8 protein-coding genes are annotated in these 15,739 nt (G+C 64.1%); 2 read left to right on the top strand and 6 right to left on the bottom strand.

All coding sequences use genetic code 11. From position 1 onward, the window contains the following. Nucleotides 1-9: 9 nt before the first annotated feature. From fusA to rpsL, 3 genes are read right to left on the bottom strand one after another with little or no spacing between them, the layout of a single operon-like run. Nucleotides 10-2,082 (bottom strand): elongation factor G, encoded by a 2,073-nt coding sequence (fusA, locus tag BRADO_RS14350; RefSeq protein WP_011926050.1) that lies wholly within the window; start codon nt 2,080-2,082, stop codon nt 10-12. Nucleotides 2,083-2,115: 33 nt separating this feature from the next. Beyond that, nucleotides 2,116-2,586, bottom strand: coding sequence for a 30S ribosomal protein S7 (gene rpsG, locus BRADO_RS14345; protein WP_006611835.1), 471 nt, complete (start codon nt 2,584-2,586; stop codon nt 2,116-2,118). A 43-nt stretch (nt 2,587-2,629) separates the two neighbouring features. Then, nucleotides 2,630-3,001 (bottom strand): 30S ribosomal protein S12, encoded by a 372-nt coding sequence (gene rpsL, locus BRADO_RS14340; protein ID WP_006611834.1) that lies wholly within the window; start codon nt 2,999-3,001, stop codon nt 2,630-2,632. 793 nt (nt 3,002-3,794) lie between these two features. On the opposite strand from rpsL, the gene BRADO_RS14335 reads away from it, so the two are divergent. Further along, entirely contained in the window at nt 3,795-5,141 is a 1,347-nt protein-coding gene (locus BRADO_RS14335) for an IS1182-like element ISBrsp2 family transposase (protein WP_050781079.1), read from the top strand. Between the two features lie 243 nt (nt 5,142-5,384). Continuing rightward, the gene (locus BRADO_RS14330; protein WP_011926049.1) at nt 5,385-6,596 is read left to right on the top strand and encodes an NAD(P)/FAD-dependent oxidoreductase; all 1,212 of its coding nucleotides are present in this window, start codon (nt 5,385-5,387) and stop codon (nt 6,594-6,596) included. A 36-nt stretch (nt 6,597-6,632) separates the two neighbouring features. Here the strand turns inward: BRADO_RS14330 and BRADO_RS14325 are convergent, their stop codons facing one another. From BRADO_RS14325 to rpoC, 3 genes are all read right to left on the bottom strand, one after another. Beyond that, nucleotides 6,633-9,032, bottom strand: coding sequence for an ABC transporter ATP-binding protein (locus BRADO_RS14325; protein ID WP_011926048.1), 2,400 nt, complete (start codon nt 9,030-9,032; stop codon nt 6,633-6,635). 87 nt (nt 9,033-9,119) lie between these two features. Next, entirely contained in the window at nt 9,120-11,180 is a 2,061-nt protein-coding gene (locus tag BRADO_RS14320; RefSeq protein ID WP_011926047.1) for an FAD-dependent oxidoreductase, read from the bottom strand. A 338-nt stretch (nt 11,181-11,518) separates the two neighbouring features. Next, nucleotides 11,519-15,718, bottom strand: coding sequence for a DNA-directed RNA polymerase subunit beta' (gene rpoC / locus BRADO_RS14315; RefSeq protein ID WP_011926046.1), 4,200 nt, complete (start codon nt 15,716-15,718; stop codon nt 11,519-11,521). Between the last annotated feature and the right edge of the window lie 21 nt (nt 15,719-15,739).

Below are 15,739 nucleotides of genomic sequence, written 5' to 3'. Positions count from 1 at the left end.
TAACGACAATCAGGCAAACTTCTTCTGGACTTCAGCCGACACGTTGGCCGGCGCTTCAGCGTAGTGCGAGAACTGCATCGTGAAGGTCGCGCGACCCTGGCTCATCGAGCGCAGATTGTTCACGTAACCGAACATGTTCATGAGCGGCACCATCGCGTTGATGACGTTGGCGTTGCCGCGCATGTCCTGGCCCTGGATCTGGCCACGACGCGAGTTCAGGTCGCCGATCACCGAACCGGTGTAGTCTTCCGGGGTCACGACCTCGACCTTCATGATCGGCTCGAGCAGAACCGACTTGCCCTTCTGCAGCGCTTCGCGGAAAGCCGCGCGGGAGGCGATTTCGAAGGCCAGTGCCGACGAGTCGACGTCGTGATACTTGCCGTCGACCAGCGCCACCTTGACGTCGACCACCGGGAAGCCCGCGACCACGCCCGCGCCGAGCACGCTCTCGATGCCCTTTTCGACGCCCGGGATGTATTCCTTCGGAACCGCACCGCCGACGATCTTGGACTCGAACACGTAGCCGCCACCCGGCTCGTTCGGCTCGACCACGAGGCTGACGGCCGCGAACTGGCCGGTGCCGCCGGTCTGCTTCTTGTGGGTGTAGTCAACATTGGCCGGCTTGGTGATGCGCTCACGGAACGCCACCTGCGGCGCGCCGATATTCGCATCGACCTTGTAGGTGCGCTTCAGGATGTCGACCTTGATGTCGAGATGGAGCTCGCCCATGCCCTTGAGGATGGTCTGGCCCGACTCGTGATCGGTCGACACGCGGAAGGACGGATCCTCCGCGGCGAGCTTCGCCAAAGCGATGCCCAGCTTCTCCTGGTCGGCCTTCGACTTCGGCTCGATCGCGATCTCGATGACCGGCTCCGGGAATTCCATCTTTTCCAGGATCACCTGGTTGTTGGGATCGCAGAGCGTGTCGCCGGTGCGGGCTTCCTTGAGGCCGGCAAGAGCGACGATGTCGCCCGCATAGGCTTCCTTGATGTCCTCGCGGTTGTTCGCGTGCATCAGCAGCATGCGGCCGATGCGCTCCTTCTTCTCGCGGGTCGAGTTCACGACGCCGGTGCCCGAGGTCAGGATGCCCGAATAGATGCGGCAGAAGGTGATGGTGCCGACGAACGGGTCGTCCATGATCTTGAACGCCAGCAGCGACAGCGGCTCCTTGTCGTCCGCCTTGCGCACGACCTCGTTGCCGCGGTCGTCGGTGCCCTTGATCGCGGGCACGTCGAGCGGCGACGGCAGATAGTCGACGACAGCGTCGAGCAAGGGCTGCACGCCCTTGTTCTTGAAGGCCGAGCCGCACAGGACGGGATAGAACGCGCCGGTCAGCACGGCCTTGCGGATCAGCTGCTTCAGCGTCGCCTCGTCCGGCTCCTTGCCGTCCAGGAACGCGGTCAGCGCGTCGTCGTCGAGCTCGACGGCGGCTTCCACCAGCTTCTCGCGATATTCCTTGGCCTGGTCGGCCAGCTCAGCCGGGATCTCGACATGATCGAACTTAGCGCCGAGCGACTCGTCGTTCCAGACGATCGCCTTCATGGTCACGAGATCGATGCAGCCCTTGAAGTTGTTCTCGGCGCCGATCGGCAGCTGGATGGCCACCGGCTTCGCGCCCAGGCGGTCGACGATGTCGGACAGGCACTTGAAGAAGTCGGCGCCGGTCTTGTCCATCTTGTTCGCGAAGACGATCCGCGGCACCTTGTACTTGTCGCCCTGGCGCCAGACGGTCTCGGTCTGCGGCTCAACGCCCTGGTTGGAATCGAGCACGCAAACGGCGCCGTCGAGCACGCGGAGCGAACGCTCGACCTCAATGGTGAAGTCGACGTGGCCGGGAGTGTCGATGATGTTCAGGCGCTTGCCGTTCCAGAACGCGGTGGTGGCAGCCGAAGTGATCGTGATGCCACGCTCCTGCTCCTGCTCCATCCAGTCCATCGTCGCGGCACCTTCGTGCACTTCGCCGATCTTGTGGCTCTTGCCGGTGTAATACAGGATGCGCTCGGTCGTCGTCGTCTTACCGGCGTCGATATGCGCCATGATACCGAAGTTACGATAGTCTTCGATGGCGTGTTGGCGGGGCATGGATCTGTTCCCTGATTTCCGTTCGGGCCGCTGTTACCAGCGGTAGTGCGAGAAGGCGCGGTTGGCTTCCGCCATCCGGTGCACGTCTTCACGCTTCTTCACGGCGTTACCCCGGTTGTTCGAGGCATCGAGCAGCTCCGCAGAAAGCCGCTCGGTCATGGTCTTCTCGTTGCGGTCGCGGGCCGCCGAGATCAGCCAGCGGATGCCCAGCGCCTGGCGGCGGGTCGAGCGGACCTCGACCGGCACCTGGTAGGTCGCACCACCGACGCGGCGCGAGCGCACTTCGATGGTCGGCATGACGTTCTCGAGCGCCTGCTCGAACACCGTCAGCGGGCTCTGCTTGGTCTTCGCTTCGATGATGCCGAACGCGCCGTAGACGATTCCTTCGGCGACCGACTTCTTGCCGGCGTACATCACCGAGTTCATGAACTTGGTGACGATGATGTTCCCGAACTTCGGATCCGGAAGCACTTCACGCTTTTCGGCTGAATGGCGACGCGACATATGATCTGTTCCCGCTTTATCTCGAACGTCTTACCTAAGCGACTTACTTGGGCCGCTTCGCGCCGTACTTCGAACGACGCTGCTTACGGTTCTTGACGCCCTGGGTATCCAGCACGCCGCGGAGGATGTGGTAGCGCACGCCCGGCAAGTCCTTGACGCGGCCGCCGCGGATCATGACCACCGAGTGCTCCTGCAGGTTATGGCCTTCACCCGGGATGTATCCGATCACCTCGAAGCCGTTGGTCAGGCGCACCTTGGCGACCTTACGAAGCGCCGAGTTCGGCTTCTTCGGGGTCGTGGTGTAGACGCGCGTGCAAACGCCCCGCTTCTGCGGCGACTGCTGCAGCGCCGGCACCTTCTTGCGCGACTTCTGCACTTCGCGCGGATTTGCGATCAGCTGGTTGATCGTCGGCATCTTGGCCTTCACCCTTCTCAACGTTCACACGAAAACCGTCACCGGCTTCCGCAAATTCTGTTCGAGGTTCCCCGCCTCACCGGGCCGCCCAGCGCGACGAAAATCCGCGCAAAACGAAATCGCGCCAACCGTTCATCGCTGAACGGAAAGCGCTTGACGCCACAGAGGACCGCGATCACCCTCCTCTCGCTTGCGCTCGAGGCGGCCTACCGAGGTCATGCATCCGAAATTGGTCTCAAGAGAACGAGCTCGAGAGATCTAAAATCGTTCTGGCATTGCCTAGCTATGATCGACAGCGTTTGAGCGGCATTCGTCGAGGTTGGTGCCCATCGTGCCCTGTTCGGGCGGTCCGGGTGATCCGTACCGACGCTGGCGAAGCTCACCGCCTGTCGTTGAGTGCCGGCCTTTTATAAGTGGTAAAACCCCAAGTCAAGCAAAACGACGCCGCAGGACGCGCAAACCAGCCGTTTCTATGTCGCTGCCGGCTCCGATAGACCGGCGCGAGGCCTCCAAGACCGGATGAGCTTACCTATTCATTCAAGTCGGCCGGTCAAGTCTCTGACGATGTTGGAGATTGCGAGGTCGTAGGGTGGACAAAGTGGCCGCCGGAGGCGGCAGCGCGCCCACCGTCTCACCACGGAGCTTCCCGCCCGACGGTGGGCACGGCGCCATCACCGTCACGGGCCGAGGATGCAGCGGGTCGGCGCCTTTGCCCACTCTACGAGGCTGTGAATCTTTCGATGCCTATTCTCGCTGACTATGATTCTCTGAGCGGAGCGGTTTGCTGGAGGTCATGATGGCTAAGGACGAGCTTTTCGATGGATTGCCGGAGCAGTCGGGTCCCAAAGCGCGGGAGCTTCCGAAGGGTGCGCCTCGTCTGCGGGTTCCGGAGCGCAACCAGGTCGAGCTGCGCGCGGTCGATATCGACAGCCTGATCGGGCAGGATCATCCGGCGCGGATGATCTGGACCTATGTCGAGACGCTCGACCTGAGCGAGTTGGAAGACCGAGTGAAGGCGCGGGAGAACAGGCCTGGTCATCCGGCACCGTCGCCACGCCTTTTGCTGGCGCTCTGGCTCTATGCCACCAGCGACGGCGTCGGCAGTGCTCGGGCGCTGGATCGCCTGTGCGAGAGCCATGATGCCTATCGCTGGCTGTGTGGCGGGGTATCGCTGAACTATCACACGCTATCGGACTTCCGCGTCGGCTGTGCCGATGTGCTCGACCGCCTGATGAGCGAACATCTGGCGGCGTTGAGCGAGGCCGGGCTGGTCGATCTCGATACGCTGGCACAGGACGGGGTGCGGATCCGCGCCAATGCGGGGGCCAGCTCGTTCCGGCGCGAAGCGAGGCTGCAGCAGAAGCTGGCGGAAGCAACGGAGGTGGTGGAAGAGCTCAAGCGGGAAGTCGATGCAGATCCAGAAGCCAGCAACCGGCGCATCCGCGCGGCGCGTGAGCGCGCCGCACGCGAGCATAAACAGAAGGTCGAAGCGGCGCAGGCGGCGCTGGAGGAGATCAAGCGCAAGCGCCAGAAGCTCGAGGAAAAAGGCGGTAACGGCAAGAAGCCGAAGGAGCCTCGGGCCTCCACCACCGATCCGCAGGCGCGGCGGATGAAGATGGCCGATGCCGGCTTCCGTCCCGCCTACAACGTGCAGGTCGTCAGCGCTGCAGCTGCGATGATCGTGGTCGCAATCGACATCGACAACAACGGATCAGACGGCGGCCTGATGCGACCGATGCTGGAGCGGCTGCGCGACAAGCTGCAACGCCTGCCCAGGCGCTACCTCGTCGATGGCGGATACTGCCGTGGCGACGACATCGAATGGGCGCATGGCCAGAACATCGAGATCTACTGTCCGCCGCGCTCGCAAAAAAGCGGTGTTGATCCTTATCTGCCCCGAGATACCGATGGCCCTGGTGTGGCGGCCTGGCGAGCGCGCATGGCGAGCGAAGCCGGCAAGGCTCAGTATCAGCTCCGCTCGCTGTGCGAATGCATCCACGCCCGCTGGCGCAACTGGGACCTCCGGCAAGTGACGGTACGCGGCATCGACAAGGTTCGCGCCGTCGTGAGCTGGTACGCGTTCACCAACAACCTTCTGCAAGGATTGCACCTCATCGCCTGTCAAAAAGCAGCATCATAGTCGCCGGGAGCGGCATCCGAGGGATCCTCCGGGACAATCCGCCGCACAGAGCCGCCCACAACGGCTATCCCGCGGCGACAGCCCCCTCGTCGCAAACTCAGCCCTGAACTCAAATTGGCTCACAAGCTCTACGGACCACGGCGCCTCCGATTTTCGGTTCACCCTCCGCAACAATCTGAAACATCGCGGCTAAGGCTTTGTTCGGCTTTCGGAGCCAAGGATGGCGCTTCGACGAGGCGTCACATGCCCCACTATACCGACATCGCGATCATCGGCGGCGGGCTGGCCGGCTCGATCACGGCGGCCATGCTCGGGCGCGCCGGCATCGCGGCGATTCTGGTCGATCCGCACGTGGTTTATCCGCCGGATTTCCGAATCGAGAAGATCTCGGGCGCGGAGCAGATCGCGCGCTTCCGCTGCACCGGGGTGGCCGACAAGGCGCTGCACCGGGCGACCTTGGCGGCCGAGAACTGGATCGCCCGATTCGGCTATGTGCTCGATCGGGCGCCGGTCCATCAATACGGCATTCTCTACGATGCGCTGGTCGCGGCCGTTCGCGAGGAGATCCCCTCTCCAGTCCTGAAAATCGCGGCCAAGGCCACCGCGATCACCCCCGGCGAGGACCGACAGTCCGTCGTTCTCTCCAACGGCGAGACGATCTCGGCCCGGCTGGTCGTGCTCTCCAATGGCCTGAACGTCGGCCTGCGGCATCAGCTGGGAATCACTCGCACCATCACCAGCCCTGCCCATTCAATCTCGGTCGGTTTCGACCTGGAGCCGGTCGGCAGCGCTGCGTTCCCGTTCCCTGCCATGACCTATTTCCAGGAGCGCGCCGGCGCCCGCGTGCCCTACATCACCCTGTTCCCGATCGGCGCCCGCATGCGGGCGAATCTGTTCGCCTACCGCGAGGTCGACGATCCCTGGCTGCGGGCGGTCCGGCACCATCCAGCTGAGACGCTCGCGGCTGCCCTGCCCGGCCTCAAGCGGATCACCGGCGAGACCGCCGTCAGCGGTGAGGTCAAGGTCCGGCCGGCCGACCTCATTGTAAACAGCGGCTACAGAATGCCCGGCGTGGTTCTGGTCGGCGATGCCTTCTGCACCACCTGCCCGGTCACCGGCACCGGCTCCGACAAGGTCTTCACCGACGTCGAGCGGCTGTGCAACGTCCACATCCCGCGTTGGCTGGCCACCCACGGCATGAGCGAAGCCAAGATCGCGACCTATTACGATGACCCGGTCAAGACCGCCTGCGATGCCTGGTCGCTGCAGAAGGCTTGGCAATTCCGCGAGGTGTCGGTCGGCACAGGCCCGTATTGGCTAGCGCAACGCTGGGCGCGCTTCGCGGTGTCGCTCGGCCGCGGCGTGCGGCATCGGATGGTCGGCGCCCCGGTCGCGGCTACCGCTCGTAGCCCGGATGAGCGCAGCGATATCCGGGGTCTCACACACAGCCCATGAGGCCCCGCATGTCGCTGCGCTCATGCGGGCTACGGACTATTCCTCTTCCTCGTCGTCGTCCTCGTCATCCTTGAGGTCGTCTTCGTCATCGTCATCATCGTCTTCGTCGTCGACCTGATCCTGCCGGCCCGGCTGGTGACCCTGGTCGTCCCATAGCTTGCGGTAGGTGCCGTTCTTGGCGAGCAACTCGGCGTGGCTGCCGCGCTCGATCGCGCGGCCGCCGGAGATGACGATGATCTCGTCCATCTCGACCACTGACGTGAGGCGGTGGGTCGACCAGATCATGGTGCGACCTTTGGCGACCTTCAGCAGCGTACGGTTGATCGCGGCTTCCGTGGTCTGGTCGAGCGCCGAGGTCGCCTCGTCGAGCAGCAGCACGGAAGGATTGCGGATGATGGCGCGGGCGATCGCGATGCGCTGGCGCTGGCCGCCGGACAGCGTGTCGCCGCGCTCGCCGACCAGGGTGTCGTATTTCTGCGGCAGGCTCATGATGTAGCGGTGGATCTCGGCCTTCTTGGCCGCCTCCTCCACTTCCTCGTCCGTTGCGCCTTCCTTGCCGAGCCGGATGTTCTCCCGCAGCGACATGTTGAACAGCATGTTCTCCTGGAACACGACCGCCATGCTGCCGCGGAGCGAATCGCGCGTCACCTTGCGGATGTCGACGCCGTCGATGGTAACGCGGCCCTCGTCCGGCACGTAGAGCCGCAGAATGAGATTGAGCAGCGTGCTCTTGCCGGAGCCGGACGGGCCGACGATGGCGATGCGCTTGCCGACATCGAGCTTGAGGCTGAGATTGTCGAGTACCGGCGTCTCGCTGCCCTCATATTGGAAGCTGACGCGCTCGAAGGTGATGTCGTGGCTGATGCGCGGCAGGTCCGGCGCGCCGGGCCGGTCGGCGCCGCGCGTCGGCTCGTCGAGCAGCTCCTGCATGTGGCGGATCGCGGCGGCCGACGAGATCGACACCGGGATGAAGTGCATGACGTGGGCGATGTTATAGGACACCTCCCAGAATGCGCTCTCGAAGGTGACGAAGGTGCCGACCGTGATCTGGCCCTTGGTCGCCAAATAGGCGCCGAGCGCGAGCACGACCAGATGCAGCAGCAGCACCGCGATGGTCACAGTGCGCTCGACCATGGTCGAGAGGAACATCGCATCCGCGATCTTGCGCCGTGCCTCGTCGTTACGGAAGGAGAACCAGCCGAACACCTTGCGGTGCAAGCTGAAGGCCTTGATCACCGCTTGGGCTGCGATGTTCTCCTGGATCACGCCGAGCAGCGTGGCCTCGTTGAGCTTCTGCTCGTAATTGGCCTGCACGGCCTTGGGCGTCAGGATGCGCGGGCCGATCAGGGTGATCGGGAACACCAGCAGCGCGATCGCGGCGAGCTGCCAGTTGAGGAACAGCATCAGGATGATGCCGGCGATGAGCTCGAGCAGCGGCAGCGCGGCGCTGTTGGCGAAGGACTTGATCACGCCCTCGAAGGCCGACATGTCGACCGAGAAGCGCGACAGGATCTCGCCGCGCTTGGTGCGCTGGAAATAGGCCGCCGGCAGGTTCTGCACATGGTCGAACAGCCGGGTGCGGACATCCGAGATGACGCAGGCCGCCAGCCGCGCGTCCCAGCGCTCGTAGAGCACCGCGACGATCGAGGTGAAGATGCCTGCGACCGCGAGCACGCCGAGGATCCGATACAGCGCCTCGAAATCCTCCTCGCCGAGCGCGTCGTCGATCAGGAACTTCAGGCTCAGCGGCATGATGACGTTGAACAGCGTCTCGATCAGCACGCCGATCGTGACGAAGGCCAGCATCTTCTTGTATTTGCCGAGCAGCGGCGAGACGAAGCCATAGATCGTCGCGAGCGCGCCGGCGGCCTCGCGGGCGCTATAGACGACGAGATCCTCGTCATCATCGTCGTCGTCGAGATCGTCCTCGTCGTCCTCCTCGTCGTCTTCGTCGGAGGGCGGCGGCACGGGCTTGCCTGCCTGGGGCGGCTTGCTTGCCTGCGGCGGCTTGGTTGCCTGCGGCGGCCTGACGGCCTGCACCGGCTTCGATGCTTGCTGCGGTTTGGCCGCCTCCGGCACTTTGGCGGCCTGTGGCTGCTCGGAGGCCTGCGGCGCTTCGGATGTCAGCGGCGGGTCGGCGACCAGCGGGGTCTCCGGCGCTTGAGAGGCCTGCGGCGCTTGAGAGGCCTGCGGCGCTTGAGAGGCCTGCGGCGCTTGGGGAGCCTCTGGCGCTGGCGGCGACGGGGCGGTTCCGGACAGGCGCTTCGCGATCTCGGCTGCGGCGCCCGCGGCCGCTGCGATTCGTTCGCCGGCGATCCGATCGTCCGCGCTCTCGCCGGGCGACCCCGAGGTCGAACTGGATTTCGAACCTCGCTTCTTGCCCGATTTGGAGGCCGGGCCCGACCCCGACTTGGACTCTGGTTTCTTGGGCGACATGCAACCAACCGCAGCAGCGCGGCCGACGAGAGCGCCAGCCTTGCGCGTCAGGCCTTTAACATCTGCACGGCGCCGCGGCCAGCGTCCTCAATCCTCGTCCTCGACCTTGTCGAAGAACGAGTAGCGCAGGCTGTCCGCGTCGGCATACCACTGGCCCGGGCCCTTGTTCGCGGCGAGCGTCGCTGCCCAGACCTCGTCGGTGCAGTCGCGGCGGTGCATCGCCAGATCGAAGCCGTTGCCGAAGAACAGCTCTGACCACTCCCACCAGGTGCCGAGCTTCTTCACCCCGCGCAACAGGTCGTAGCGGTCGACCAGCGCGGGCGCCATGTCGGAGGTGATCGAGCCGAACACCAGGCCCGTCTTGACCACGCGGTTGAGCTCGCGAATCGCGCGCGCGACCTGCTTGTCGCCGAGATGGCACAGGCTGGTCTCGAACACGAAGTCGAACTCGCCCTTCTTGAACGGCAGGTCGGTGATCGAGCCGAGCTTGTTGTACTTCTTCAGCGCCTTCGGCGTCTTGCCATGGATGTAGCGGTTGTTCTCGATGCCCCAGGCATCGATGCCGCGCTCGCGCAGCGCGCCGACCAGCTCGCCGCTCGCGGAGCCCGCGACCAAGAGCTTGTAGCCTTTGCCCTTGCTCTTGTTCCAGACGATCTTGATCAGACCGAGCAGATAGTCCGGGTCGGTGAACTGCGACCAGGCTTCGCTGTACGGCCCCTGCCCGCGATAATTATCGAAATAGTCGCGATCGATCTTGTCCGACAGCGGCGTCTCCGCCTGCGACTTGACGCGGCGCAACCGCATCATCTCGGTGAGGATGATGTCGGTCGCGGCATCCGAGGAATCGAGCAGGCCGTTGAGCGTCGAATCGAACAGATAGTCGCCGACCACCACGATCCCCGGATGCTCCTTCGGCTCGGGGCGATGGTTGGTCATGACATCGCGCACCGGCAGGCCGCCGGGCAAGGCGTTGACCGACGACAGCCAGCGGTGGATCTTGCCCTCCATGAAATGCGCCCTGCAATCGCCGAGCGCGGCCGGCAGGGACTTGAGCGCGGCGTCGATCAGCTCCTGGTCGGAGAGATTGGCGAAGGCGAGCGCGTCGGAACCGGCGATCAGCCAGTTCAGCACGCCGTGCTTGCCGACGTCGTGGCGCGAGCCCTCGTTGTAGATGCAGCAGCCGCCGAAGGCCTCCGACATGAACCAGGAGCCCGGGATCTTGTCGCCCCAGAACGGGGAATCGAACAGGATCGAGACGCGCAGATAGTGCGCCGGACGATCGAAATAGGCGATGTGCTTGACCATCGAGCGGCGCAGCTTCTCGCCCTCCCAGCCCACCGTCGACAGCCAGGAATGCGGCAAGCACACCAGCACGAGATCGAACTCGCGCGTCTCCGGGCCCTTGCCATTCATCATGTTGAGGCGGTAGCGGCCCTGCTCGGTCTTGCCGATGCGCAGCACACGGTGGTTGAGCTGGATGTCGGCGTCGACCTCCGAGCGCAGGCACTCGATCAGCTGCTCATTGCCGTTCTGGATGGAATAAAGCCCGATGTAGTCGTCGATATCCATCACGAAGTTCTTGAGCGCGTTGAGGCCGTTGGTATTGTGGGCCTCGGTCGCGAGATCGGAACGCGCCATCACCTTGAAGAAGCGCTTGGCGGTGGGGTCCTCAACCTCCTCGTCGAGTAGCTCCTCGCAGGTCTTGTAGGCCCAGGGGTGCTCGTTGTCGTGCGCGCCAACGCCCTCGTAATACTCGACGGGCGAAATCACCTCGGTGCAACGCTTGCGGAACGCCTCGACGGCCGCCGCCGTCTTCGGCCCGTATTTGCGGCGCAGGCCCGGCACGTCGTCGAGCAGTTCGCCGTCGAGCTGCACCTGCATCGCGTCCATCGGAATCGTCTGCAGGCCGAAATGCTGGATCAGCTCGCGCAGCGGATCGGGGCCGGTCATCGAGTAGTCGTAGATCTCGGCGACACCGGCTTCGTACATCGCGGGCGCCGTGTCGAACTTGCGCGTGACGATCTTGCCGCCGAGCCGGTCGGATGCTTCGAAGATCGTCACCTTGCAGAGATCACCGAGCTTCCGCCGCAGATACCAGGCGCTCATCAGGCCGCCCGGGCCGCCACCAACAATCGCAAGGTCAAGCATAGAAATTCCGCCATCTCCGGCTGTCTGCGATATCGCCGGTCGTCCGTATCACGGGTCCTGCCACCCTCGGGGCTCGATCGGCCATAGCCTATCCGGCCCGCACAGGGTTTGCGCCCGAGCAAATCGGCGCAGCGCCACGGCAGTGGACGGGAATCAGCTCAGCGGATCTGATGCTCCCAGAAGCGCCTTTGTGCCTGAAGGGAAGATGAACAACGGGGCAGCAGCGCGGCAACGGGAGAATATCTTGTCAAAAAAAGGCCGGCGAATGCCGGCCTTTTCTAAGGTCGATGAACGGACGGCAGCACCGGACACCGTCAGGCGCTGCCGCAGCGTTCTGTTCACTCCGCGGGCGGCAACGCCAGCGGCTGCGGCTCGGGCTGCGACGGCACGATCGCGGCCTGCTTCTCGCGCTCGTCGAGAATCAGCTTGTCGCGCTTGAGAGCGACCTCGCGGATGCGAGCCATGGAGGCGCCGGTGCCGGCCGGGATGAGACGGCCGACGATGACGTTCTCCTTGAGACCCTCGAGCGGATCGATCTTGCCGTTCACCGCCGCCTCGGTGAGAACGCGGGTGGTCTCCTGGAACGAGGCCGCCGAGAAGAACGACCGGGTCTGCAAGCTCGCCTTGGTGATGCCGAGCAGAACCGGATTGCCGGAGGCGGGCTTCTTGCCCTCCTCCTGCGCCTTCGCGTTCAGCGCGTCGAACTCGATCTTGTCGACCTGCTCGCCGGCGATCATGTCGGTGTCGCCCTGGTCGGTGACCTCGATCTTCTGCAGCATCTGACGGACAATCACCTCGATGTGCTTGTCGTTGATGAGCACGCCCTGCAGCCGGTAGACCTCCTGGATCTCGTTGACGAGATAGGCCGCGAGCTCCTCGATGCCCTTGATCGCCAGGATGTCGTGCGGCGCCGGGTTGCCTTCGACGATGAAGTCACCCTTCTCGACGATGTCGCCATCCTGAAGGTGGATGTGCTTGCCCTTCGGGATCAGGTACTCGCGTGCCTCCTCGGTCTTGTCCACCGGCTCGATCGAGATGCGACGCTTGTTCTTGTAGTCGCGGCCGAACCGGATGGTACCGGCGATCTCGGCGATGATCGCGGCATCCTTCGGCTTGCGCGCTTCGAACAGCTCCGCTACCCGCGGCAGACCGCCGGTGATGTCGCGCGTCTTGGCGCTCTCGGTCGAGATACGCGCCAGGATGTCGCCCGGCTTGACCGTCGCCCCGATGTCGACCGACAGAATGGCGTCGACCGACAGCATGTAGCGGGCATCGCCGCCACGGGCGAGCTTGAGCACCTTGCCGTCCTTGCCCTTGATCACGATCGCCGGACGCAGATCCGCGCCACCGCGCGTTCCACGCCAGTCGATGACCACGCGCTTGGCGATACCGGTGGACTCGTCGAGCGTCTCCGAGATCGACAGACCTTCGGTGAGATCCTCGAACCCGATCGTGCCCTCCGCCTCGGTGAGGATCGGGCGGGTGTAAGGATCCCACTCGGCGATGCGCTGGCCGCGCTTGATCATGTCGCCGTCGTCCACATGCATGCGCGAACCGTACTGGATACGGTGCGTCGCACGCTCGGTGCCGTCGGGGTCGACGATCGTCACGACCATGTTGCGGACCATCGCAATCAGGTGACCCTCGCTGTTGCGAGCGATCGCCTTGTTGCGGATGACCACCTTGCCTTCGAAGTTCGATTCCACGAAGGACTGCTCGTTCAGCTGCGCCGCGCCGCCGATGTGGAAGGTGCGCATCGTCAGCTGGGTGCCGGGCTCACCGATCGACTGCGCGGCGATGACGCCGACAGCCTCACCATGGTTGACCGGCGTACCGCGCGCGAGGTCGCGGCCGTAGCACATCTTGCAGATGCCGTTGACCAGCTCGCAGGTCAGCGCCGAACGGATCTTCACCTCCTGCACGCCGGCCTGCTGGATGGCGTCGATGTGGCTCTCCTCCATCAAGGTGCCGGCCTTGACCAGCACCGCATTGGTGGCGGGATCGCGCACGTCGTCGCAAGGCACGCGACCGAGGATACGCGAGCCGAGCGAGGCCACCAGCGTGCCGGCGTCGACGATCGCGCGCATCTTGATGCCGAGATGGGTGCCGCAATCGTCCTGCGTGATGATGCAGTCCTGCGCGACGTCGACCAGACGACGGGTCAGGTAGCCCGAGTTCGCGGTCTTCAACGCGGTGTCCGCGAGACCCTTGCGGGCGCCGTGAGTCGAGTTGAAGTACTCGAGAACCGAGAGGCCTTCCTTGAAGTTCGAGATGATCGGCGTCTCGATGATCTCACCCGACGGCTTGGCCATCAGGCCGCGCATGCCGGCGAGCTGACGCATCTGTGCCGGCGAACCACGCGCACCGGAGTGAGACATCATGTAGATCGAGTTGATGTCGGCATCGGCCCCCGTCGCCGTCTTCTTGGTGACGGAGATCTCCTTCATCATCTCCTTGGCGATCTCTTCCGAGGCCTTCGACCAGGCGTCGACGACCTTGTTATACTTCTCGCCATGGGTGATCAGGCCGTCATTGTACTGCTGCTCGAAGTCCTTCGCCAGCGTACGCGTCGTGTCCACGATCTTCCACTTGCCGGCCGGCACGACCATGTCGTCCTTGCCGAACGAGATGCCCGCCTTGAAGGCGTTGTAGAAGCCGAGCGCCATGATGCGGTCGCAGAAGATCACCGTCTCCTTCTGACCGCAGTGACGGTAGACCTGATCGATGACGCCCGAGATCTCGCGCTTGGTCATCAGCTTGTTGATGACCTCGAAGGTCACGCGCGGATGCTTCGGCAGGAGGTTGCCGAGCATGACGCGGCCCGCGGTGGTCTCGATCCAGCGCTTGGCGATCTTGCCTTCCTCGTTCATCCCTTCCCAGCGATACTTGATCTTGCTGTGGAGATGGATAGCCTTGGCGTGCAGCGCATGCTCGAGCTCGGCCATGTTGCCGAACGTCATGCCCTGACCGGGCATGCCTTCGCGCATGATCGAGACGTAGTAGAGGCCGAGAACGATGTCCTGCGACGGCACGATGATTGGCTGGCCGTTCGCCGGATGCAGGATGTTGTTGGTCGACATCATCAGGACGCGCGCTTCCAGCTGCGCTTCGAGCGACAGCGGGACGTGCACGGCCATCTGGTCGCCGTCGAAGTCGGCGTTGAAGGCCGAGCAGACCAGCGGATGCAGCTGGATCGCCTTGCCCTCGATCAGCACCGGCTCGAACGCCTGAATGCCGAGGCGATGCAGCGTCGGCGCGCGGTTCAGCAGCACCGGATGCTCGCGGATGACCTCGTCAAGGATGTCCCAGACCTCCGGACGCTCCTTCTCGACCAGCTTCTTGGCCTGCTTGACGGTGGTCGACAGGCCCTTGGCGTCGAGCCGTGAGTAGATGAACGGCTTGAACAGCTCGAGCGCCATCTTCTTCGGCAGGCCGCACTGATGCAGGCGCAGCTCGGGACCGACGACGATGACCGAGCGGCCGGAATAGTCGACGCGCTTGCCGAGCAGGTTCTGACGGAAGCGGCCCTGCTTGCCCTTGAGCATGTCGGCGAGCGACTTCAACGGACGCTTGTTGGCGCCGGTGATGACGCGGCCGCGGCGGCCGTTGTCGAACAGCGCATCCACCGCCTCCTGAAGCATGCGCTTCTCGTTGCGGATGATGATATCCGGCGCGCGCAGCTCCATCAGCCGCTTCAGGCGGTTGTTGCGGTTGATGACGCGGCGATAGAGGTCGTTGAGATCCGAGGTCGCGAAGCGGCCGCCATCGAGCGGCACCAGCGGCCGCAGATCCGGCGGGATCACCGGAACGACGGTCATGATCATCCATTCCGGCTTGTTGCCGGAGTGGCGGAAGGCCTCGACGATCTTCAGGCGCTTGGCGAGCTTCTTGTGCTTGATGTCGGAGTCGGTCTCCTGCATCTCGGCACGCAGCGTCTGCTCGAGCTTCTCCAGCTCGAGGCCGCGCAGCAGCTCACGGATGGCCTCGGCGCCGATCATGGCGGTGAAGCTGTCCTGGCCGTATTCGTCCTGCGCCTTGAGGTATTCGTCCTCGGACAGCAGCTGCCGGTCCTTGAGCGCGGTCAGACCCGGCTCGAGGACGACGTAGTATTCGAAGTACAGGATCCGCTCGAGATCCTTCAGCGTCATGTCCAGCAGGAGGCCGATGCGCGACGGCAGCGACTTCAGGAACCAGATGTGCGCGACGGGGGCGGCGAGCTCGATGTGGCCCATGCGCTCGCGCCGGACGCGCGACAGCGTCACCTCGACCGAGCACTTCTCGCAGATGATGCCCTTGTACTTCATCCGCTTGTACTTGCCGCACAAGCACTCGTAGTCCTTGATCGGCCCGAAGATGCGGGCGCAGAACAGACCGTCGCGCTCCGGCTTGAAGGTGCGGTAGTTGATCGTTTCCGGCTTCTTGATCTCGCCGTAGGACCAGGACAGAATCTTTTCCGGCGATGCGATCGAGATCCGGATCTGGTCGAAGACCTGAGCCGGAGTCGTCGGATTGAAGAGATTCATAATTTCTTGGTTCATCGTATTCTCCTCGCGGACCGA

Source organism: Bradyrhizobium sp. ORS 278 (assembly GCF_000026145.1).
GTDB lineage: Bacteria > Pseudomonadota > Alphaproteobacteria > Rhizobiales > Xanthobacteraceae > Bradyrhizobium.
This window is presented reverse-complemented; position numbering and strand designations above follow the sequence as displayed.

What these genes read in the sequence shown, in the direction of transcription:
- BRADO_RS14325 (WP_011926048.1), bottom strand. Translation starts at nt 9,032, where the DNA reads ATGTCGCCCAAGAAACCAGAGTCCAAGTCGGGGTCGGGCCCGGCCTCC.
- fusA (WP_011926050.1), bottom strand. Translation starts at nt 2,082, where the DNA reads ATGCCCCGCCAACACGCCATCGAAGACTATCGTAACTTCGGTATCATG.
- BRADO_RS14330 (WP_011926049.1), top strand. Translation starts at nt 5,385, where the DNA reads ATGCCCCACTATACCGACATCGCGATCATCGGCGGCGGGCTGGCCGGC.
- rpsG (WP_006611835.1), bottom strand. Translation starts at nt 2,586, where the DNA reads ATGTCGCGTCGCCATTCAGCCGAAAAGCGTGAAGTGCTTCCGGATCCG.
- rpoC (WP_011926046.1), bottom strand. Translation starts at nt 15,718, where the DNA reads ATGAACCAAGAAATTATGAATCTCTTCAATCCGACGACTCCGGCTCAG.
- rpsL (WP_006611834.1), bottom strand. Translation starts at nt 3,001, where the DNA reads ATGCCGACGATCAACCAGCTGATCGCAAATCCGCGCGAAGTGCAGAAG.
- BRADO_RS14320 (WP_011926047.1), bottom strand. Translation starts at nt 11,180, where the DNA reads ATGCTTGACCTTGCGATTGTTGGTGGCGGCCCGGGCGGCCTGATGAGC.
- BRADO_RS14335 (WP_050781079.1), top strand. Translation starts at nt 3,795, where the DNA reads ATGATGGCTAAGGACGAGCTTTTCGATGGATTGCCGGAGCAGTCGGGT.